16 protein-coding genes are annotated in these 22563 nt (G+C 34.5%); 14 read left to right on the top strand and 2 right to left on the bottom strand.

All coding sequences use genetic code 11. The features are described 5' to 3' along the window. Positions 1–66: 66 nt before the first annotated feature. Positions 67–1389, bottom strand: a complete 1323-nt coding sequence (locus ACK1U5_RS13975; protein ID WP_050964611.1) for an MFS transporter — start codon at positions 1387–1389, stop codon at positions 67–69. Positions 1390–1613: 224 nt separating this feature from the next. Here ACK1U5_RS13975 and ACK1U5_RS13970 point away from each other — a divergent pair, with 224 nt between their 5' ends. The 14 genes from ACK1U5_RS13970 (at position 1614) to jetD (ending at position 20579) form a co-directional block, all read left to right on the top strand. Continuing rightward, positions 1614–3203, top strand: coding sequence for an ATP-binding protein (locus ACK1U5_RS13970; RefSeq protein WP_113710781.1), 1590 nt, complete (start codon positions 1614–1616; stop codon positions 3201–3203). A 19-nt stretch (positions 3204–3222) separates the two neighbouring features. After that, positions 3223–3900 (top strand): response regulator, encoded by a 678-nt coding sequence (locus tag ACK1U5_RS13965; protein ID WP_061139741.1) that lies wholly within the window; start codon positions 3223–3225, stop codon positions 3898–3900. Continuing rightward, positions 3897–4868: a tripartite tricarboxylate transporter substrate-binding protein gene (locus ACK1U5_RS13960; RefSeq protein WP_113710780.1), complete on the top strand. Its 972-nt coding sequence runs from the start codon at positions 3897–3899 to the stop codon at positions 4866–4868. Before ACK1U5_RS13965 ends, ACK1U5_RS13960 begins: the two co-directional genes overlap by 4 nt. A gap of 221 nt (positions 4869–5089) precedes the next feature. Next, positions 5090–5980 (top strand): hypothetical protein, encoded by an 891-nt coding sequence (locus ACK1U5_RS13955; protein ID WP_000533757.1) that lies wholly within the window; start codon positions 5090–5092, stop codon positions 5978–5980. Between the two features lie 421 nt (positions 5981–6401). Then, positions 6402–8936, top strand: a complete 2535-nt coding sequence (locus tag ACK1U5_RS13950) for an MrcB family domain-containing protein (RefSeq protein WP_113710779.1) — start codon at positions 6402–6404, stop codon at positions 8934–8936. Continuing rightward, positions 8911–11355, top strand: a complete 2445-nt coding sequence (locus ACK1U5_RS13945) for a restriction endonuclease-like protein (protein WP_113710842.1) — start codon at positions 8911–8913, stop codon at positions 11353–11355. Before ACK1U5_RS13950 ends, ACK1U5_RS13945 begins: the two co-directional genes overlap by 26 nt. A 26-nt stretch (positions 11356–11381) precedes the next feature. After that, on the top strand, positions 11382–12377 hold the full coding sequence (locus ACK1U5_RS13940; RefSeq protein WP_113710778.1) for a PD-(D/E)XK nuclease family protein: 996 nt from the start codon (positions 11382–11384) through the stop codon (positions 12375–12377). 257 nt (positions 12378–12634) lie between these two features. After that, positions 12635–12973, top strand: a complete 339-nt coding sequence (locus tag ACK1U5_RS13935) for a DUF4870 domain-containing protein (RefSeq protein ID WP_057528221.1) — start codon at positions 12635–12637, stop codon at positions 12971–12973. A gap of 3 nt (positions 12974–12976) precedes the next feature. Then, positions 12977–13228 (top strand): hypothetical protein, encoded by a 252-nt coding sequence (locus tag ACK1U5_RS13930; RefSeq protein WP_113710777.1) that lies wholly within the window; start codon positions 12977–12979, stop codon positions 13226–13228. A gap of 8 nt (positions 13229–13236) precedes the next feature. Next, complete coding sequence (locus ACK1U5_RS13925; RefSeq protein ID WP_113710776.1) at positions 13237–13977, top strand: MerR family transcriptional regulator; 741 nt, start codon at positions 13237–13239, stop codon at positions 13975–13977. 143 nt (positions 13978–14120) lie between these two features. Next, the gene (gene jetA / locus ACK1U5_RS13920; RefSeq protein WP_113710775.1) at positions 14121–15503 is read left to right on the top strand and encodes a type I Wadjet antiplasmid transformation system protein JetA; all 1383 of its coding nucleotides are present in this window, start codon (positions 14121–14123) and stop codon (positions 15501–15503) included. 10 nt (positions 15504–15513) lie between these two features. Continuing rightward, positions 15514–16107 (top strand): type I Wadjet antiplasmid transformation system protein JetB, encoded by a 594-nt coding sequence (gene jetB / locus ACK1U5_RS13915; RefSeq protein ID WP_113710774.1) that lies wholly within the window; start codon positions 15514–15516, stop codon positions 16105–16107. Then, positions 16085–19399, top strand: a complete 3315-nt coding sequence (gene jetC, locus ACK1U5_RS13910) for a type I Wadjet antiplasmid transformation system protein JetC (RefSeq protein WP_223277263.1) — start codon at positions 16085–16087, stop codon at positions 19397–19399. Before jetB ends, jetC begins: the two co-directional genes overlap by 23 nt. Continuing rightward, positions 19359–20579 (top strand): type I Wadjet antiplasmid transformation system protein JetD, encoded by a 1221-nt coding sequence (jetD, locus tag ACK1U5_RS13905; RefSeq protein ID WP_113710772.1) that lies wholly within the window; start codon positions 19359–19361, stop codon positions 20577–20579. The genes jetC and jetD overlap by 41 nt, the downstream gene beginning before the upstream one ends. A 127-nt stretch (positions 20580–20706) precedes the next feature. Here the strand turns inward: jetD and ACK1U5_RS13900 are convergent, their stop codons facing one another. Next, positions 20707–22533 carry a GmrSD restriction endonuclease domain-containing protein gene (locus ACK1U5_RS13900; RefSeq protein ID WP_098876830.1) on the bottom strand — a complete coding sequence of 609 codons (1827 nt, stop codon included), beginning with the start codon at positions 22531–22533 and terminating at the stop codon, positions 20707–20709. Between the last annotated feature and the right edge of the window lie 30 nt (positions 22534–22563).

The raw sequence follows: 22563 nt of genomic DNA, 5'->3' as shown, positions 1-22563 counted from the left end.
TGAATTATGCCTTCTTAGATAAAGTAAATCGAGTTCAGATAAACGAAGATTATAGAATACATCATTTTAACTAGATTTATTATTAACTAATGTATCCCCACTACCAAGCTCCGCCTCAATTTGCGAAGTCTTCGATGACTCATCCATACGCCAATACGTAATAAAGCTGATTGCGATACATCCAGCTACATAAAAGTAGAATAGTGATTCCATCCCAATACTCTTTAGCCATAATGCGATGAACTCAGCTGTTCCGCCAAATATCGCAACTGTTAGTGCATATGGTAAACCTACGCCAAGTGCGCGAATTTCAGTTGGGAAGAGTTCTGCTTTTACAATTGCGTTAATCGAAGTGTAACCAGTAACGATAATGAGACCGACCATCATGAGTAAGAATGCTACGATTGGTTCTGTCGTTTTTTCCATAAAGAAGAAGATCGGTGCTGTTAGCAATGTTCCGAGAATACCAAATGCCATTAATAGTGGGCGGCGTCCAATTTTATCGGATAATAGCCCTGCAATCGGTTGAAGTACGACGAAAATAAGTAGTGCGACAAAGTTAATCCAGCTTACAACTTCTTTCGGAAGACCGACTGTGTTTACCATGAACTTTTGTAAATATGTTGTGTACGTATAGAATGCGACAGTGCCTCCGAGTGTTAGACCGACTACTGTTAATACTGCTTTCGGGTGTTTCATAAGCGTGCGAACGGTTCCTGCGCTTTCGCGTTTTTGTGATTTTATGTTTGTGAACTGCTCCGATTCATCCATTGTGCGGCGAAGCCATAATACAGCTACTGCACCCATCGCTCCAATAATGAATGGAATACGCCAGCCCCAAGCTTTCATATCTGGTTCGCTTAGTAATTGCTGAAGAACAATTTGAACGCCTAACGCAACCATTTGTCCGGCAACGAGCGTGACATACTGGAAGCTTGAATAAAAGCCGCGGCGTCCACTACTAGCCATTTCAGATAAATACGTTGCGGAAGTTCCGTACTCTCCGCCGAGTGATAATCCTTGTACTAAACGGGCAAGAACTAAAATAATTGGTGCCATAATACCGATGCTTTCGTAACTAGGTGTACAGGCGATAATTAAGGAACCACCGGCCATAACCGTAATGGAAAGCGTTAATGCTGCCCGGCGTCCGTGCCGATCCGCATAGCGTCCCATTAATAAACTTCCGATAGGGCGCATTAAAAACCCAACTGCGAAAATAGCTGCTGTGTTGAGTAACTGACTCGTTGGATCTCCTTTAGGAAAGAACTCTGCTGAGAAGTAAACAGCGAAAGCAGAGTAAACGTACCAGTCGTACCATTCAATTAAATTGCCGACTGAACCTTTGAAAATATTGCCGGCGACTCGATTAGATTTTACTTGAGCCATAATCATTCCTCCTCTTGCTTATAAATAAAATGATAATTATGAAAGCGTGTTCATTATAGTTGAATTGTACTGTCTGTAGAATGAAATCTCAATATTATGACAATTTTATTCTTTTTGTACTTTATGTACATGGAGAGTTTTTATAGTTGCTTCATTATTCGTTTTGTCATAATAATAGAAAAGGAGATTGATAGTTTTGAATATTTTATCAAAGGATATGAAGCATGAAGAAATCACGAAAGGTTTCATTACAAACGAAAATAGTAAGCTTAATTATTACGTTAATTGTATTTGTCGTTCTCCTATTAGCGGGGATATTTGTTTACATTCAGTCCGTTGATACGAAACGCCAAGTGGAGCAGTTAGCACTGCAAACAGCCAAGTCGCTTTCTTTTATGCCAGCTATAAAAGATGCCTTTCAAAATAATGAGCGTAAAAGTACCATTCAATCCATTGCGGAACAAGTTCGTGAGCAAGCTGGTGCAGATTATGTCATTATAGAAGATCGTTTTGGGGTGGTGTATTCCCATTCTAATTCGGAGTTAATTGGCACAAAGAGTAACAATCCATATAACTATGAAGCACTTACTTTTGGAGGATACTATACGCTCGAAGGAAATGGGGAAAGTGGTCCGGCTTTAATGGCAAAGGCACCCATTATTGTTCATAACGGAGATTACGATCAAGTCGTAGGTGTTGTGACAGTAGAGTTTTTAATAAAAGATATCGAATCTAACATACTGAGCAGGACGAAAGAAATTATACTCTTTTCCTTAGCTGTATTACTAGCCGGCATTGTTGGTGGCATTCTTTTAGCACGTAGCATTCGAAAAGATACACTCGGTTTGGAACCGAATGAAATCGCGGCGTTATACCGTGAAAGAAGTGCGATATTACTATCTATAAAAGAAGGAATTATAGCTATTGATCAAAACGGTTTTATTACGATGATGAATACGTCGGCAGAAGAAATGCTGCATGTAAATTGTGATTATATGCAGCAACACATTTCAAAAGTTTTACCGGAATTTAATATGGAAAGAGTGCTAGAAAACGATCAAGAAATCGCGTTTCAAGATAAAGTGTTTATTTTAAACATGACACCGATACTTGAAAATAACAGTACGGTAGGAGTTGTATGTAGTTTTAGAGATAAAACAGAACTGCAAAACCTTGTGAACACAATATCTGAGGTAAGAAAGTATTCCGAGGACTTACGCGCTCAAACACATGAATTTACAAATAAGCTTTTCGTTTTATCAGGATTACTTCAGTTAGGACATTACAAAGAGGCGATTGAATTTATCCAGCAAGAATCTAATATTCATCAAAGTCAAAACCATATTTTATTTCATCAAATTCATGATGCGAAAGTACAAGCTATTTTATTAGGGAAAATCGGAACAGCATCTGAGAAGAAAATTGATTTTCATATTGAAGGAGATAGTGCGCTTCATCCGTTACCAGACCATATAAAGGTGTCGCACCTCATTACGATCCTTGGAAACATAATCGATAATGCGTTTGATGTGGTGAGTGGGCAAGAGGAGAAGAGAGTTTCCTTCTTCGTTACGGATATAGGACACGATATTGTATTTGAAGTGATAGATAGTGGGATAGGAATACCGGTAGAAAAAATCACGACTATTTTTCAAAAAGGATTTTCAACGAAAGGAAATGATCGTGGTTACGGACTAGCAAACGTGAAAGAAATGGTAGATCTACTAGGGGGAACAATTGAAATTCAAAACGAGAAAAATGGGGGAGCTATTTTTACAATTTACCTTCCGAAAACATTGAAAGAAAGTACATAACAAACAGGGGGATGGACATATGTTGAAGGTTGCAATTGCAGAAGATGATTTCCGCGTCGCGCAAATTCAAGAGGAGTTTTTATTAAAAATAAAGGATGTAAAAGTAATCGGAAAAGCATTAAATGCAAAAGAAACGATAGAACTACTACAAAAGGAAGAAATCGATTTACTTCTATTAGATAATTATTTACCAGACGGAATTGGGACAGACTTATTACCAAAAATTCATGCCGACTTTCCAAGCGTTGACGTCATTATGGTAACGGCGGCGAATGAAAACCACATGTTAGAAAAAGCAATTCGAAACGGCGTAAGCAACTACCTTATAAAACCGGTCACGTTAGAAAAATTTGTTCGTACAATTGAAGATTATAAAAGAAAGAAGCAACTATTACATAGTAACAATGAAATAAATCAAGCACTCATCGATAACTTCTTCGGGACTTCGCAAACACAAGACATAAAAAACTTACCGACAGGTGTTGATCCGTTAACACTGCAAAAAGTGAAAGGCATTATAAAAGGATTCGAAGAGGGCATTACAATAGAAGAAATGGGAGAACAAATGGGGGCCTCCAGAACAACGGCAAGAAGATATTTAGAATACTTAGTAGCGACCGGCGAATGCACAGTAGAGTACACATACGGCATTATCGGACGACCAGAACGAAAATACCGAATAGGACGAGGGCTATGAAAAAACGATTATTACTATTTATATGGATCATGACAGTAGTAATAGCTGGTTGTTCCTCGGAAAAATCCCATACGAATACAGTGAACATCGACAAAGTAGAAATCGTTGCACCAAACGTTCAAGGAGCAGGATGGGACTTAACAGCACGGGCGATGCAAAAAACACTAACAGAAGAAAAAATCTTCACAAAACCAATCACTGTCACAAACAAAGTAGGTGGCAGCGGTGATGTCGGATGGAAATATACGAAACAAAAAGGTGGTCACGTACTGGCGATTAACTCAAGCTTACTCATAACGAACAACCTACTAGGCCACAGTAAACTAACATATAAAGACTTCACGCCGCTCGCAACACTCGCATCAGACTGGGAAGTCGTTGTCGTATCAAAAGACTCAAACATAGAAAACGCAAACGAACTAATGGAAGAAATCAAACAAGACAAGAAAAACTGCAAAATCGGAGTTGCCCCCGGCCTAGGAAACGACGATCACCTATCCTTCGTACAAGTAAGCAAAGCATTCGGCATAAACCCAGCCGAACTACAATTCTTCGTCTACGAAAACAAAGAAAAAATCATAAACGTCCTAACGAACAAACAAATCAGCGCCGCAACCATGACCCTATCAGAAGCCGAAAAACAATACAAAGCTGGCAAAATAAAAATACTAGCCGTATCCGCACCAAAACGACTAGACCGACTACCAGAAATCCCAACATGGAAAGAACAAGGAATCGACGTCATCTTCCAGCACTGGAAAGGAATTATGGGCCCGAAAGATATGACGGAGGAAGAGGTTGCTTATTGGGATGGTGTTATTAAGAAGATAGTGGAGAGTGATAGTTGGAAGGGGATTTTGAGGGAGCGGGGTTGGGAGAGTTTTTATAAGGGGAGTGGGGAGAGTAGGATATTTCTTGAGCAGAGTAGTCAGGAGTATGGGGAGTTAGTGGGGAATGATAGGAATTAGTAGATCATACGGTATGGCGTATGATTTTTCTTTTATACATAGTTTAACAAAATTATAGTAATTGATCTTTTAAGAGAGCCCGAGAAGGATATAGAAAACAACTGTAGGGATTTTTGGGATGGTAATTTTTGAAGTTTTAGAAGGAAACTTAATAGTGGGATTTTTTGTAATTTTGCTATAATATTAATATACAAAACAATAGTGAAATAGGAGGTGCTTGCGTGGGAAGAAGCAAACCTATGAGAGTTGCATACTATAGAGGTTATAACAATTTAGAATATCTAAAAGAAGTGAACTGTAAAGATGTCACAATGGCAATGAAAAATAAAGGTACTTTTCATTGCATGGATTGCATGAGACAGGTAGTACATGCAGGTGGGAAAAATCCTTATTATAGGCTCCCTTCAAAGGATGCAGAACATGAAATGAATTGTGATAATTATCTACCGATTGATGATTTATCTGAGAGGATTAGAACAGTAGGCGAAAAATTGAAAATTAAGTTAAAAATACCTTTTTTCTGTGGGAATGAGGAAGAGAGAAATGAAGGGATAAGGATGAAAGGTGAGAAATCACATTCAATAGGTGGGAAATCAGTTAAAGTTGGACCTGTCACAACAATAAAAGCCCCTAATAAATCAACTACAGTTACGCTGAATAGTGCAGCAGAATTACTTTATCATACTTCTTTTGATCGTTCGGATGAGCACCGAAAGAATGTAACGAGGGTATTATGCTTTAATAAACAATTTTATTATCCTAGTATATATGATGAATTACAAAGAGACTTTGAGACCGGTAAATTGAATCCTATAATTTTTGTTAAGGGGCGATTGAATCAAAGTCAGTTCTATACATTTGAAAATCACGGTTATATTAATGTGCAAGATAAACCATATGACTATGGGCCAATAGAGTTGAGAATTCACTTTAATAGGGTCCAAGAATTAGAAAAACGTTTAAAAAAGATAACTTGGCATATTAAAAGCGGAAAAAATCGTACAGAAGAAATCGGTGTAATGGGTCAAGTCATTAAAGTGGAAGTAACGGAAGATAAAATATTTATCCACATTAGATGCTATGATTTAGATGTAGAGCCAAAAGACATATAATGAGCAACTCTGTTAAAAGTAAAAAAGTTTTATAATAATAAATAGGATTTTCTATTTGGCTATTATGGTGCGAAAAAGTACAGATATATTATGTCGTATGGTTTTTAGAAACAAGTAACAGGGCATTTCATATGTATTATAGACGTTGGTAATCACATATGAATTGTTTAAAATTAAGAAAAAAGGGGGTTAAGTAATAAAGCTTAACCTTCTTTTTTATATTGATGGATTATGGACAAAAATATCGTTGTTATAGGAAGGGTGTTTTTCGTGATAAAAAGATCCTTTATGTTTATTTTTGAAATAGATTCCACTATGAAATAAAAGTTCATATTTATTTGAAGCTGAGTATAATTTTTCTTTTATACATAGTTTGGTAAAATAGTAGTAATTGTAATTAATTGTAACGGTGGGGATGAAAATGTTAGAGCAACTCATAATTGAATTGGCTAAATTAATGGAGCAGGTTGAAGATATAAATGGTGATAAAACCTATTTGGTTATAAATAAAGATGATGAAAGATTATACGTTGAAGCTAAATTTTCACGTGAGCAATATGAAGAGGAAGCATCACCTTATTTTAAAGTGAGCTTTGAATTTCTTAAGGATGCTTGGAGAAAATTTATCGCTATGCGTACAGTAAAGAACGAAGATTTTGGACAAACGAGTGAATGTAATACTTTCATGGTAGCTTTCTTTTCACAGCTTCCATTTGTGGATGTAAATGAATCGGGAGCTATTACATTTAAAGAATTCAAAACCGATAATTTACCAAGCGAAAAATACGATAAAGTCATGCTCTTTTTAGAAGAGATAATGAATGGTACATATAATCCAAGTACGTTAAGTGAACAAACGGATGAAAACTTATATAGAATGAAATCTAATGCGCGCCAAGATTTAAGATTGTTGGGCTTTTTGAATGAATCTCATGAAATGAATCAGCTGCTATTAAGCGAATATGTTCAATCGGAAGATAAGAAAAACTACATGACACAGCTAGTTTTAAAACAAGAATATTTTCGTCATACTTTATTTGTTCTTGGAGTTTTAAAGAACTGCTCAAAAGATGACAAGAAAGAAGCATTAGTGGAGTTAGGAATGACGATTGTCCGAAATTCATTAGGGGATAATTTGATGGTTGAATCAGTAGCGAAGCGGCGTACGGGTAACTTACTGGATTGGATGGAACAAGTAGGGCTGATTAATGATGAATGGATTCCTGTTGAACAATATGTAAAAGATGATGTGGAAAAGGGCGGTAGTATGAACAGTAATTTACGTGAAAAGTTTTTAACGGTTATGAATGAGTATTTACAGGCAAGAACAGAAAGATTTGCGGGTCATAAAATGGGATCGGTTGTTAGGAATGAGATGACAACGGAAATAACGAGGTTACCATTTATTGATCATAATCAGTATGTTGTCACAGGATCAATTGGACAAGGAAACTGGGCTGCTGTTCCATGGCTTGCAATTATGAATAAAGATATTACGACATCCACACAGAGAGGTTATTATATCGTTTACTTATTTAGTGAAGATATGGAACGATTATATTTAACGATAGCGCAAGGAGTAACTAAAACGGATAAAGAGGAATTGGATAAAATTAAAGAAGAAATTCGCGAGCAAATACATATGTCCCAAAATGTGAAAAAAGATGATGAGATTTTCCTAGGGACAAGCTCAAAAGCGAAAGGCTATGCGAATTCAACAGCTGCATATATTGCGTACGATGCTAATAAAATGCCAAGTGAAAAAGAGTTAGTAGAGGATCTAGAAGAAATGCTTCGCTATTATGAGGGATTCATAGCGTATAAAGAGGAAGGAACGAAATATGAAGTGATTTATGGGAGGAAAGAAGTTCATTTAGATCAGCAATCCATTATTGATCATGTGTCTTCTTATATTCAAAGTAAAGGTTTCTTTTATGAGAAAAAAGATCTTATTAATTTCTTCCTTTCATTAAAGACGAAGCCATTTGTGATTTTATCAGGTATTTCAGGTACAGGGAAAACGAAAATTGTGCAGTGGTTTGCGGAGAGTTTAGGGGCAACAGAAGAGAATGGACAATTTACGCTCATTCCAGTTCGACCTGATTGGAGTGATAGCTCTGATTTACTTGGTTATGTGAACCTGCAAGGGGAGTTTCAAGAAAGACCGTTAATTAAAGTTCTTGAAAATGCAGATGCAAATCCAAATCGACCGTACTTTGTAGTGTTGGACGAGATGAACTTAGCTCGAGTGGAATACTACTTTAGTGACTTTTTAAGTGTAATCGAGAGTCGTAAATGGAAAGATAGAAAAATTGTTACGTCACCTGTTCTTCCTGAGTCAATTACGAATAAGCATATTACGATTCCATCAAATGTATATATTATCGGAACTGTAAATATGGATGAAACGACACATACGTTAAGTAAGAAAGTATTAGATCGAGCGAATACGATTGAGTTTAATACTGTTAGCTTAGATTATTTTAATTTCTTAATGGATGTAGAAGAGAAGGAAGCTGAAATTGTTTCAAATCGTTCTTTAGAAACTGAGTATCTTCATCTAAAAGAATGTTTTAAAGAAAACGAAGATCTTGTGAGAAATATATCGAACCTTTTAATAAAAATAAATAAAATACTTGAATCAGTTGGAGCTCAAGTTGGGTATCGTATACGAGATGAAATTTGTTTCTACATGGCATACAACGAACAAGGAAAGTTATTGTCATTCGATGAAGCACTCGATTATCAAATATATCAAAAGATTTTACCGCGTCTTGCGGGGAGCGATGGAAGAACAGAAGAGGTATTGAAGCAGTTGTATGTATTATGTACAAATGAAGAATATGATAGTGGCAATAATGATGCTTCCTATGCTAAGTATCCTCGTTCAGCTAACAAGCTGTCTCATATGTTAAGGAGGTTCGAGTATGATGGTTTCACCTCTTTCTGGATCTAATAATGAGATAGAGCTAGTTAAGATTGAAACAGAAGAGCTATCATTGACAATTAAGGGAAATCCTTATCATGAAAAATATGAGAGTTTAAAAGAGTATCAAGCTATGAAGGTAGATGAAATGATGTATTTTCATGTAGATGGGAAGGCGGAATCCGTTTCTGTATTTGATGCGAGATTGCAGGGGTTAGACGAATGGAATGAACACCCGCCAATCTTTTTTGAAAATAGAAGTTATCAGCTTGTTGTTGTTCCGAAAAATAACAGGCAGCTCTCTTTTTATCATGAACACCCGGGTTTTCGAAAGCAAGTTAGTTCTATTCAAATGGGATCACTTCATGTGTTAATGGGGAATCTTTCGTTTCCAAATGAAGTAGGAAATACAACATTCGAAATTAAAGACGAGCAAGAAACTTTATTAACTGTTACATTTGAAGTTTTCCCGGCAAAACTTGATTATAAGGAAGATTATAGAGCCTTATTAGATGAAGTAAATGATGAAATTTATAATTTAGCATTTCATTTACTAAAGAGAACTTACTTAGGAGCATCCGCAATTTACGCTACAAATCCATCGAAGAGTGAATTTTATCGTATTTTAAATGATTCCTTTGAGCGATTTATAAAGTCGATCTCTCATATTAAAAGACAGCCGCATCATACGCTTATGACTAGGCATCAACTTGTACGAGGAGAAAAAATTCGTAAATTGGATTCTGTCGGAATGAATTATTTGCGAAAGCGACCACACTTACTGCAAGGAGAAAACTATATACCGACTAAAGGGATTACAGCTTATAAGGAAGTGTCTTATGATACGTTAGAAAATCGATTTGTTAAATGGATGATTCAAAGAGTCGTACATAAAATAGATGATTTACTTAAGGCATTAGAGCCGAAGTCTAGATATACACGTGGTGTAACTGATGAAGATTTGTTAGAACGTGTGAAAGATATGAAGTATCGAATGAAAAATGAATTGAACGATCCATTTTGGCGAGGAATAGGAAAATTAGATCGCTCAGTCTTTTCACTCGTTATCCAAATGGCGGCAGGCTATAGAGATGCGTATCAAATCTTCTTAATGCTATCGCGAGGTTTAACATTACGAGGACAAATATTCAAAATGTCGGTAAAAGATGTTGCTAGATTATACGAATACTGGACGTATTTAAAACTTGGACAAATTCTATCAAAAAAGTATATACCGCTCCATCAAGATGTTATTCAAGTTAAGCAAGACGGGTTATACGTAACGCTTGATGAAAGCAAAACTGCAAAAAGAACGTTCAAGCATCCAGTCACTGGTGAAGTAATAGAACTGTATTTCCAGAAAAGGAACGGTAGACTGCCAACAGTTACACAAAAGCCAGATACGATGCTCGCTATTGAGAAAAAGGGAAAGAACTATCAATATCAATACATTTTTGATGCAAAATACCGAATTGATTTTGCTGAAAGGTCTCATTATAAAAAGAAGTATGGTACTCCTGGCCCAATGGAAGAAGACATTAATACAATGCACCGCTACAGAGATGCATTAGTTGTGGAACAAGATGGACCTTTTGAGCGGACAGCTTACGGAGCGTACGTATTATTCCCATGGAACCAAGAGGAAGCGTACGAGAACCATCCATTTTATAAAAGTATCGAAAAAGTAAATATCGGTGGCTTTCCATTCTTACCAAACGCAACAAGACTAGTCGAACAATTTCTAGACCATCTCATTGAAAAAAGCCCCGAAGAAATTATAAAAGAAGGCATCCTTCCAAGAGGGACAAAAGAAGAATGGCACTCCTCACTAGAAGAAAAAGTATTAGTGGGCAGCGTGAAAACTGAAATTGAATACGAAACATATAGAAAAAATGGCTTATATCAGATGTTAGTCACACAGTTAAAACCAGGATGGCAAGAAGCGAAGTACATAGCATTATATGCACCGAAAAAATGGTACGGAGAAAAAGGCGGAATTCAATACGTCGCCAAAATCAAGCATATTCAAATGCAACAAAACGATGACCATGTACATTTTGAACTAAAGCCATGGAAAAAACTAGACCACCTCATCCGCCCAGTAGGATATGGCATTCAAACATACACAATAACAACTATGTCGTTATTAAAAGAAGTACAAGAACTCCCAGAACTCTTCATGAAATCAAAGGAAGAACGAACTCTTTGGAAAACGCTGCGCCGTTTTACGAAGCAAGTTAAGGTGGAACTGGATCATAACAACTTAGATGAGGCTTCTTCTATTAAGAGTTATTATGTACAGGATGTTCAGATTTGGGTTGATTATGAGAAGGAGGTTGTTAGTGTGGGGAGAGATGGGCGAGTTAAGGAAGTTCCATTGGAGTTGGTTGTTGGGAGAGGATCGGTGTTGTTTAAGGAAGTTTTAGAAGTATTACATGTTGAGGAATAGTGCTTAGATACAAAGGGGATTAAGTAATGGATAAGAGACCGAATTTATTTTCACATGGAACAAGTGAGTTGTCGCAAGATGCTTTTATTTGTTGGCTAGCAGAGTGGGCGAACCCAGTCTATAAAGAAACTGATAAATGCTTACATGAAGCTGGTATAGATTTTATTAGAAGAATATATGACTTACATAAAAAGAACTTTCCAGCTTCTATTAAAGAAATTAAGGTTACGAAACAATTTAAAGGTTTAGATATACTTATTGAAGTTAACGGTAATCAGGCTATTTTAATTGAAGATAAAACATATACAAAAGAGCATTCTAATCAATTGAAGCGTTATTATGAAGAAGTGGTTAAATTAGAAAAATACAAAGAGAGCGACCTATTACCCATCTACTATAAAATAGGTAATCAAAGTGATTATTCAGCAGTGATTGATGCAAAGTATATGTTGTTTACAAGAAAACAAATGCTTGAATTTTCACAAGAAAATATAGATAGAGGCGTTCAAAATCAAATATTTTTAGATTACTATTTTTATTTAAGAGAAATAGAGCAAAAATATGATTCATATAAGACACTTCCGTTAAGCGAGTGGAAAGGTGAAGCTTGGAAAGGATTTTATGAGGAACTAAAGCAGCGTGGGATCAAAGGTCAATACGGGTATGTAGCTAATCCGAATGGTGGATTCTATGCCTTATGGTGGAATGAACGAGAGGATAATAATTGTAAGCAGTATTTGCAGTTAGAAGAAGGACGTTTATGTTTTAAAATACATGTTGCTGATAAGGATAGAAGAAAAGAGCTTAGGGATAAGTGGAGTAAAGCACTAATCGAACGAAGTCATAATTATTCTTTCAATGTGGAGAAACCCAGATTTGGTAATGGGCGATATATGACGGTTGCTGTGGTGAGGGATTATAGAGTGGGTGATGGAAAAGGGAGGATTGATATTCCTGGAACGATAGGAGTTTTAGGTGAAGTGGAGAAATTTTTAAAAATGATAGATGTAATTGTGAAATAGATTAGATAAATATTAGTCGGACAAATTGTATTATTGGCTATGGGAAGAAGAGCATATGAGATATATGCTCTTCTTTCTATTTATAAATAACGTGGATGTGAAATTTAAATGATGACCTCCACCCTGTCAAGGTAAAGGTCTTATTTTACCTCTATATTAGTGATACCAAATTTTTTCTGTATATTCCACTTGCATCTCCCCCAACGTCACCCCCTAACCTAAAGAAGACAAATCAAAAAGGGGGGACCAAACAACTCATGAAAACCACCACAAAAGAAAAAAGAAACACCATCATCATGCTATTACTCTCAGCCGCAATAGGAATTTTTTCACCACTACTCATGTACATCACGCTGGCACGTAAAAATGAGGTGTACAAATATCATTGCCGAAAGGCATTCAACTTTCATTTGTTAATCTTTCTTCTATTTAATATTAGTTCGCGTATTAGTGATGTTTTGTTTTGGATTGTGTTTGCCTTTGAGGTCGTTCAAGTGATTATTGTTGCGTGGAAAGTAGTACGCGACGAACCATATCGTTATTTCATTCGGATTCCTTTATTTAAAGAAGATAAGTACGCTGTGGAAGGAGAATAGGTGATGAAACAAGAAGTGGAGATAAGGGAAAAGCGAATTTTTATTATGATTGCTGTGTTGTTTCTTGCGATTTATATCGTTTTACGAAACAGAAAGTATGAGTACTTTTATGACGGTATTAGCGAGTATGAACATCGTTATAGAGGTAATGTTCCTTTTGTATTACTTGTTGTAGGTTTGTTTCAATATTGTAGGCAAAATGAGATGAGTTTTTCACGTATGCTTCAGTATGTGAAAGAGAAGTTATCGGAGTAGGTGATGATATGGCGTGGATGATTAGTGAGTTTGCAAGTGTTGGGGATGTTACGGTGCGGACGCTTCGTTATTATGACAAGATTAATTTATTGAAGCCGAGCGATTATACTGAGGGTGGGCATCGGTTATATACGAAAGATGATTTGTATGTGCTGCAGCAGATTCAATCGTTTAAGCATCTCGGTTTTTCACTTAGTGAAATTCAAAATATTATATTGCAGCGTGATATAGAGACGGAAGAATTTTTAAGACAAATGCATTTTCAAAGGGAATTGCTTTTGGCGGAGCAAGAAAGAATTGCGAAGGTACTTTCGCATATGGATGAGATGACGAAGAAGTTTCAAAAGGAAGAACGAGTGGATGTCGCTTTGTTTTCTTCTTTTCTGCAAACTTTTATATGGGAGAAAGAAAATAAGGAATGGTTAGAGAAACATTTTTCAACGGATAGTGTTCGAGCTTTTTATAATAATAAGGAACTAAAAGAGAAGTTTGATCGGCGTTTTATGGATGTGATAGGGACGTTGAAAAAGTATAAGGAGGAAGAGAAGGATCCGAGTCATCATGAAGTTCAAGTTACTTTGAAGGAGTTTTTCAATGTAATAGAAGAGGTAACGAACTATCTTGATATCTCTCAAAGTGATATAGAGGATATAATTAAACAATCAAATTTCCCATTATCCGAATTCCCAACCATTTTCACAACCGAAGAAGAAAACTATATAAAAGAAGCAATGAGAAGCGCCTTATAAGTTGATGAAAAACAACTTATAAGGCGCTTTTTAAAATTGTAAAAATTTGTTTGATTTTGCAAGTTGATGCAGGGAACCATCATTATAGTATTGAAAATTACAGGTGATAAGGTCACAAAATGGTATTGCAGAAGGAGGTTGAAATGAAAAAATTATTTGAATACATTCCGGAAAATTATTTTAATTTGTTTACTGGGAAAAATCGGGAGTTTTATGCTGAAGTTGCTTTTTTACTATATGAACAATTCCACATCAATCGAGCTGGTATTTTATATAGCTTGATGAAAGATGAAATTCAAGAATTGATAGAAACGAAAGAGGAGCTAGGAGAATGTATTGATGTAGAAGATGAAATGGAAGAAAGAGTGCAAGACAGTGCTGAGAGAGCGAATGTGGTACTTCGACGTTTAAAGAAACTTAAATGGATTGATGTGGAAATACGTGATCAATTTGAAGAGTTTATAGTACTTCCAGTGTATTCTAGCCGTATTTTGGCTGTGCTAAAGGAAATTTGTGAAAATAGAACAATTGAATATCAAAGATATTGTTTTACGACATATCAGTTGTTAATAGGAGTGGAGGCGGAGGGGCGCCCAGCTTCAGCTATTTGGGAGTCTGAAAAATATAGTGATCAACTTTATGATGAATTAACAATTTTACTGCACAATATGAAAAATCATATGGAAACAATTGCAGCTAAAGATGATATACAACAAGTGTTAGAGCATCATTTTGGAGAATATAAAAAAGACATAATTGATAAAAGTTATCATCGTTTAAGGACATCGGACCATGTGTCGAGATATCGAAATAAAATATTAGAGCGTATACAGACTTGGTTTTTAGATGATGAATTCATGAAACGTGCTGCCAAAGATGCTGTAGAAAGTGGATATTCTACTAGTCAAGAAGAGGCGATGGATGTACTAAGTAAGAAAATGTATAAGGTTGAAGAAATTTATAGTAATTTAGATGAAATTTATAATCAAATTGACGCACGTCATTATCAATATTTACGAGCGGTCTTAGATCGTTCTCGATATTTAAGTACTTATAATGACAGTACTGATTACAAAATATCTTATATTTTGGAACATATCAGGCAAACGGACGAGAATATACTCGATTCTTCCCCGTTTCGCTTAGTACAGTTTAGGCAACTTCAAGAAGCATCACTGTTATCCCCACGTAAGAAAAAAGATGTATATGAACCAGAACAGCATGAGGTTACCGAAATTAGTGAAGAGATGCGAGAGGAGCTAAAAGCTGAAAATGTAAGACGTATTGAAAAGGTTATTAATAGAAAGAAAATCCGAAGATTTGTGTTGGAAGCAATGAAGGGGCGTCAAGAGATAGAGATGAGTGAGTTGGATTTGCAAAACGAGGAGGACGCTTTGTATTTAATTTACGTTTATTTGTATGGCTACAGTAGGAACGCTGGATATACGTTAAGTGAAGAGTCACCTGAATTTATTACACAAAGGGGCTATACATTTTCTAATCGCACGATAAAACGAGAAAATTAGGGAGGAATTTATGCAAAATATATTGGATAGAGAAAGAGAAGAGATGGAAGTTGTTATTAATTATTTGTTTTCTCATAATTTTTTATTGAAAGAATTTGAACGTGAGAAGTATCAATTGGCAGTACGAAATAAAGAGATTATTAAGCGATATTTACAGGTAATTGGTTGGGATTTTATTGTGGATGAAAAGCATGGGTGTATTGTTATTGCTTCGCCACATTACGAGCATCGGTTGAAATTGAAGAAAGACGAAACGATTTGGTTGTTAGTATTAAGACTTATCTATGAGGAAAAACGCAGTTCGCTATCTATTAGTCAATATCCATTTACCACCCTTCAAGAAATCAAGGGGAAATATGAGACGTTTCGATTAACATTTGTATCAAAAACGAAGTTACGTGAACTTGTGCAGATGGGGAAGCAAAATCAACTTTTGAGACCAATTGATAATGATATAGAGTTGGATGATTGTCGTTTTCAGCTTTTCCATTCATGCATTCATGTGCTGCAACAAGGGGATTTAAATGTATTGTATGAAAAAATAAAATCTTATAGTGAAGGTGGGGATCAAATTGAAATGGATGAAGAAGCTACGATTAATTAATTGGCATTATTACAATGATGAAACAATTATATTTGGAAAACAAACGGTTATATCTGGTCATACAGGAGCAGGGAAGTCCACTATCATTGATGCTTTACAAGTTCTCTTTATTTCGGATGAGCGGAAGATTAAATTTAATTCAGCAGCATATGAAGAAGCTAAGCGTTCTTTAATTAATTATTTGCGGGGGAAAATAGGGACAGAAGAAAAGCCTTTTGTACGAGAAGGGTATTTTACAACGTATATTGTTGCGGAGTTTTATGATGAGAAGGTAGGAGAAAGTTTTGTAATTGGTATTTCAATTGATGTATTTAAAAACGATGAGAAAATAAAAGAGTATTTTATTATACCTAAATCTGAAATTAATATGATTTCGTTTTTTAATACAAAAAATGCGAAACGTTACGTAGAAACACAAGCCGATTTTTCCAAAAAATTAAGAGCGCAATTTCCAAAGGCTATAATTGAAAAAAGTTCAATTCAATACCAAAAAGCTTTATTACACCGCTTTGGCGGACTACATGAAAGGTTTATTAAAACCTTTGCGAAAGCATTATCATTTAAACCAATCGATAACATGAGGGATTTTGTATATAAAAATATACTGGATGAAAAAGAACTTAAAATCGATGTTATGAGGAGCATTTTTAAAACACATGAAGAATTGCAAAGAGAATTAAAAGAATTAAAAGAAAGAAAAGAAGAGCTGGAACGAATAGATAATATTTATATGGAATGTGTAAAGTTAGAAGCGGATATTTCCATACAAGAGTATGTTCTTCGAGGGCTAGATTATTTATTAGTAGAAGAAGAAAAGAGCATATGTCAAAAAAGTATTGAACAGAGGGAAAAGGAATTGAGAAAATATGAATTAGATCAAGAAAAGACAGCAGAACAAAAAGATTATGCTAGAAAAAAAGAGATTGAGTATGAAATTAAAATTAAGGATAGTGCGGAACAAAAAAGACAAAAACAATTACAAGAACAAATAGATCAAGCGAAAAAAGAATGTGATGATTTAGAGCGTGCCAAAAATGTATATGTTCATAGTTTAGAAAGAGAAGAAAAGGATGTTTCTAGTCTTTTTAATTATCAAGGTAATGAATATTTCACTTTAAGCAAGGACGAGAAGCATGCATTGGAAATAGGAAGAGATTGTCTAGCATTCTTGTCACGTAATGATGGTACTGGAGGGAATAGGGAAGAGCAAACATTAAATAAACTTGGAGAGAATTTAAAACGAATTAGTGGGCGTTTTTATAAGAGTACAGCAGAATTAGAACACAGATCTGTTGAATTGAAAACAGAAGAGCAAAAATTACTTTCTGATATAGAGAATTTAAAAAGAAAGAAACGCTCTTATCCTATGTCTGTTGAAAAGTTGAGGGGATTACTAGAAAAACATTTAGAGGATCAATCGAAAGTATGGGTTCTTTGTGAAGAGTTAGAAATAAAAAATGATAAATGGCGAAATGCCCTAGAAGGGTATTTGAATACTCAAAGATTTGATATTTTGGTAGAACCACATATGTTTGCGACTGCACTATCTATCTATGAAAGGGAAAAGTGGAATCTTGGTCTTGAAGGTGTTGGACTTGTTGATACTGAAAAGGAACAAACATATTTAGGGAAGGTTGAGAAGGGTTCTTTAGCTGAAGAGATAGTAGGTGGTAACCAAATAGTACAGGCTCGAATCCATCATTTATTAGGCAGGGTAATAAAGGCGGACAATGAACAAGAATTACGAAAGCATAAAACAGCTGTTACTGCGACGTGTATGAGTTATCAACGTCTTGTAGCACGTCAAATTCCTAAAAGAGTATATGAAACTCCATATATAGGTGCACATGCTATTCAAAGGCAATTAGAAATTAAAGAAGAAAACTTAAAGGGAATTCAAAAAGAACTGCAAATGGTAGGGTACTATATTAAAGAATTTAAGAAATGGATTGAAATTTTAGAAGGTAAGCAATCCCATTATAAAAACTATATGTTAAATTTTTCATTGAATGATAGGATTTTGGGATTTAATAGAGATATAGATAAATGGCATAGCGAACTGAATACTCTTGATTTGTCACCATTAGAAAGGTTACACCAAAAGTTAGAAGAGTGGAAGGGGAAATATAATCAATTTAATAGAGAAGAAGGTAGATTGTTTGAACAAATTGGGAAAGTGAAGAAAGAACTTCAAGGTGTGAAAGGTGAGTTGTGGAAAAAAGAAAAGGACGTAACGGAGCGTTTAGAGAATTTGGAAAAATGGAAATTTGAATATGAAGTTGAATTATTACAAGAGGCCGAGCAAAGGTACGAGCAAGCTATTTTCACAAATAAAGCTTATGGTGCTATAAGAAATAAATACGAAAATAATAAAAAAGAAAATCAAAATAAATACGAAGAAAAATGGAGTTTTCTAGAAAGTGAACGTAAGTCTTATAATGAAGCGCGAACTTTCCAAGGAATTATACAGGCTAAAGATAATAAGCAGTACGAAGAGGCACTCCGAAAAATTGCAAATCTCGACATCCCAAAGTTTGAACAAGAGATCAAGGAAACGTTGCAACAAGCTGAAGAGGAATTTCAGTCTCATTTTATTTACAAGATGCGGGAGGCTATTCAAGCGGCGCGTAGAGAATTTAATCAATTGAACCATGCGTTAGGAAGATTTAAATTCCGAAATGACACGTATCGATTTGTAATAAAGCCAAGTGAACAATATAAAAAATTTTATGATGTAATTATGGATGAAAGGGTACAGCCGGAGATATCTCTATTTGATTTTGGTGATGAAGATAGGGCAGAGATTTTAAAGGACTTATTTGGTAGATTAGTGGTGGGCGAGTATGGTGAAAATGAAGAGTTTGTGGACTATCGTAATTATCTCGATTTTGATTTAAGTATTAATAATGAAAATGGAACAAGATTTATGTCTAATTTATTACGTGAGCAATCTGGTGGAGAGACGCAAACACCTTTTTATATTGCCATCCTAGCATCATTTCAACACCTTTATCGAAATAAAAATACCATTCGTTTAGTCGTATTTGATGAGGCCTTTAATAAAATGGATGAAGAGCGGATTCAAATTAGTTTACGTCTTATAAAACAGTTGGACTTGCAATTAATTGCAGCTGTTCCGGATGAGAAAATGGCTCATATGGCAGCTGAGGCAGATACAGCCATTATAATTAACCGAGTAGGGCATGTATGTTTTGCTGACATGTTATCTTATCCAAGGGAGGACGAGGCAATTGGATTACAAGAGCAAGATTCTTTCAGTCTTATTGAATAAATTTGAAAATAGTAAAACTGTTCATACAGGCGAGAGAAGTGCTCAGCGCCCTCAATTTTCATTTCGGCAAAAGCATGAACTTTCTAAAGTATATAATGATGAAATGGATTATACAAACCGTTTAGAAATTAATACTGCATTAAAAGACTTACTTAGTAAAGGAATTATTGAAGTGAAGTGGGAAAAGTGGGAAGAGAATCGGATTGCTGAAAAAGTTTATTTACAGTATGATTTTATTCCACTAGCTTATAGCGAAGCTGGTATAGAGCCGAAATTTGAAAAAATGAATCGGATTTTAAAAGTGTTAGAACCACTTGCTATTCATTCATGGAGTTGGGTTCGACAATGGTATAAAGAAGTTCAACAGTCGTTTCAAAATAAAAAAACGGCAAGAGTTGATTTAAATGATGTTAAAGGTTATGAACTACTTGTAAAAGCACTTTCTAGATTAGAAGGTTTAGAAGATAGTATACCCAAAAGGACCTTTAGCCAATTAGTATTCGGAGATACAAAACTTTTTGAAACTACGATACAAAACCGATTATTAATAATATATAAAAGGTATGGAGATATAGAATATGAAAGTGATAAAGAATATTTAGAGAGTATTGGGATTTTAGAGAATATCCAACCTGTCTATGTAAAAGGAAATGTTGATATTTGTGTTAGAGGAGAGAAGATTGCTCTCGGTTCCCTTCCTGGTGGGCTTGGTTTAATGGATGAAACAATAAAAGAATTAGAAATTCAGTATGTACACGATGAAAGTATAATGCTTATTGAGAACATGACCACATACTATGAACAAATTAAAAAAAATAATAATATTTTATTTATCTATACAGGTGGGTTTCCAAAAAAGAATGTACAGCAATTGTTAAAAAAGTTGAATATATATTTGAAAAACCATTCAATTCAAGTGTATCACTATGGAGATTTAGACTATGGAGGAATCCAAATATTTGAGTACATTAAGCGTGCGTTTTTTAAGGAGCTTGAGCCTTATATGATGGATGTATCTACCTATAGGCAATATGTAAAATATGGTATGGAATTTAGTGAAGGGTATGAAGGAAAATTAATGAAGATGTTAGAGAATGAGCGTTATTCTTTGTGGTATGAGTTAATTAAGGAAATGCTTAAAGAGGGACGGCGTGTCGAGCAAGAAGTGATTGTTAGGTGAGAATGTTGCGGTATATAGTGGGAAAGGAAATAGGTTATCTTCAACACGTGTTGAAGATAACCTATTTCCTTTTTTGTATGGTGCTATAAAAATACAACTGTATACATATGGTATATTTTTATGATAACTAATACAGTTTTTCTACCAATTTTTTAATTATATTATTACCCCTTTGGGAAATAAACCTTAAAGCTGATTCAGCTGTATCATTATCAAGTTCTACCTCGATATCATTTATGATTCTTTCCTCAGGATATAAGGCTACACTATTGAATTCCTCTTTGATATTTTCACCTGAAGCGATTAATTTATATAAGTTAAGATCCTTTTTCGCTCTATTTACATTGCTATCTAAAAACATCATATTTCCAAGCGAACCAGCTGGAATTTTATGCTTGGAATACTTATCTTTAACTTTTGATTTTACAATAATATGTTCAAAATCATGATCTCTGCCATCTAATAATCCATTGCTAGGAATAAGATTATAGTATACAGTTAGAATCAATTTTGACATATCATCAAACATTAGACTAGGGTTTGAACATCTTTCCTTCCACCAGAACAATAATGTTTCTTCAAGGTTTTCTTTGGATGGTCTCGAGGAATATTTTTTACTCCTATCTAAATAATAACTATTTAGTCTTGAATCGCCTGCATTTCCCCAACTATTCATAGCCGCATCTTGTAAATAATATATAATAAAGTTATTAAGTGAATTCGAATATGTTTTATCTTGACCAGTTGAATTATCTTTTATTTGACCGTCTTTAGTAATAATAAAATTATTAGCCCAAAGATCTGCAAAATAAGATAAAAATTTAAAATTACTTATTTTTTTATTTTCATATGCAATTTTTATTTTCATCAATTTTAAATATTTTTCAAAATGCGAATTAATATTACTATAAATCATTAATACTTTACCTATCAATTCTTCAAGTAAATCGGCATTCAAAACAGAATCAGTTTGGATTTTTAGAGTATGTAATTTTTTATTATCTACTCCAAAGATAATGCCCATTGTTGAATAGCCTAATTCATCAGCAAGATCTTCAAGTTGCTCATATTTTTTACTTGAATAAAAAACAGGAGATACATCTAAAATTAATTTTCCGATTCCGTAACATAATTCTGATAAGTTAATTGTTTTTAGTTCTCTCATCTCATCAGCTGAAAAATCTTCAATTTTAATATCCCTATTTTCATTAAGATTAATATATTTATTTATAATTGCTTCTAATAACTTTTGATTATTTTTTTTATCATTTAATTTAATAGTATCGTTATACCATTGTGCAGCAAAAACTTGGTATTTTGTTAATTTCTTTCCACCCTTATTTAAATTTTCAAAGACCTTAGCTAATTCGCTTACATCACCTAAAAATTCTACTGCCGGAATTTCAATGTTATCTACATTTAGAAAATTGGTTTTCTTTTCAATAATGTTATGCTGTAATTCACCAATAGCCCTTGTAAAAGATGAGTCGAAATATCTTGAGATATTTTCACTTGTCTTAATTTCATCCTCTAAATAAAAAGGTTTTGGATTATCTTCTTTTAACATATTTTTGAAAATATCTTTAATTTCCTTTTTTAATGAGTTTACTAGCTTTTCGTTCTCTTTATCAGAATCATTGGTAACTAACAGTTTAATTAGTTGTATTGCTTCATCATCTAAATCAATATATTTTTCAGGTGATTTTTCATAATCTTGAATTGTTGAAATTCGTTGTAGCCCATCAATTAAGCTAATCTCTTTTTTTTCTGGATATTGATAAACTAAAATCGATCCAAAAGGAAAACCCAAACTTAAAGTGTCAATAAATTCTTCCTTTTGCTTTGTACTCCAAACTAATCTTCTTTGAAAAGTAGGGAGATTAAATTTTCCCCTTAAGTGACTATATGTATATTGCTTTGAAGAATATTTCTTAGTTCTACTTTTTACAATCATAGTGTGTCCCCTCTATTTATATCTATTTTA

The sequence above is a fragment of the Bacillus sp. XB1 genome, assembly GCF_053557995.1.
The sequence above is the reverse complement of the archived record's forward strand: the minus strand, read 5'-3'. Positions and strand labels throughout refer to the sequence as shown.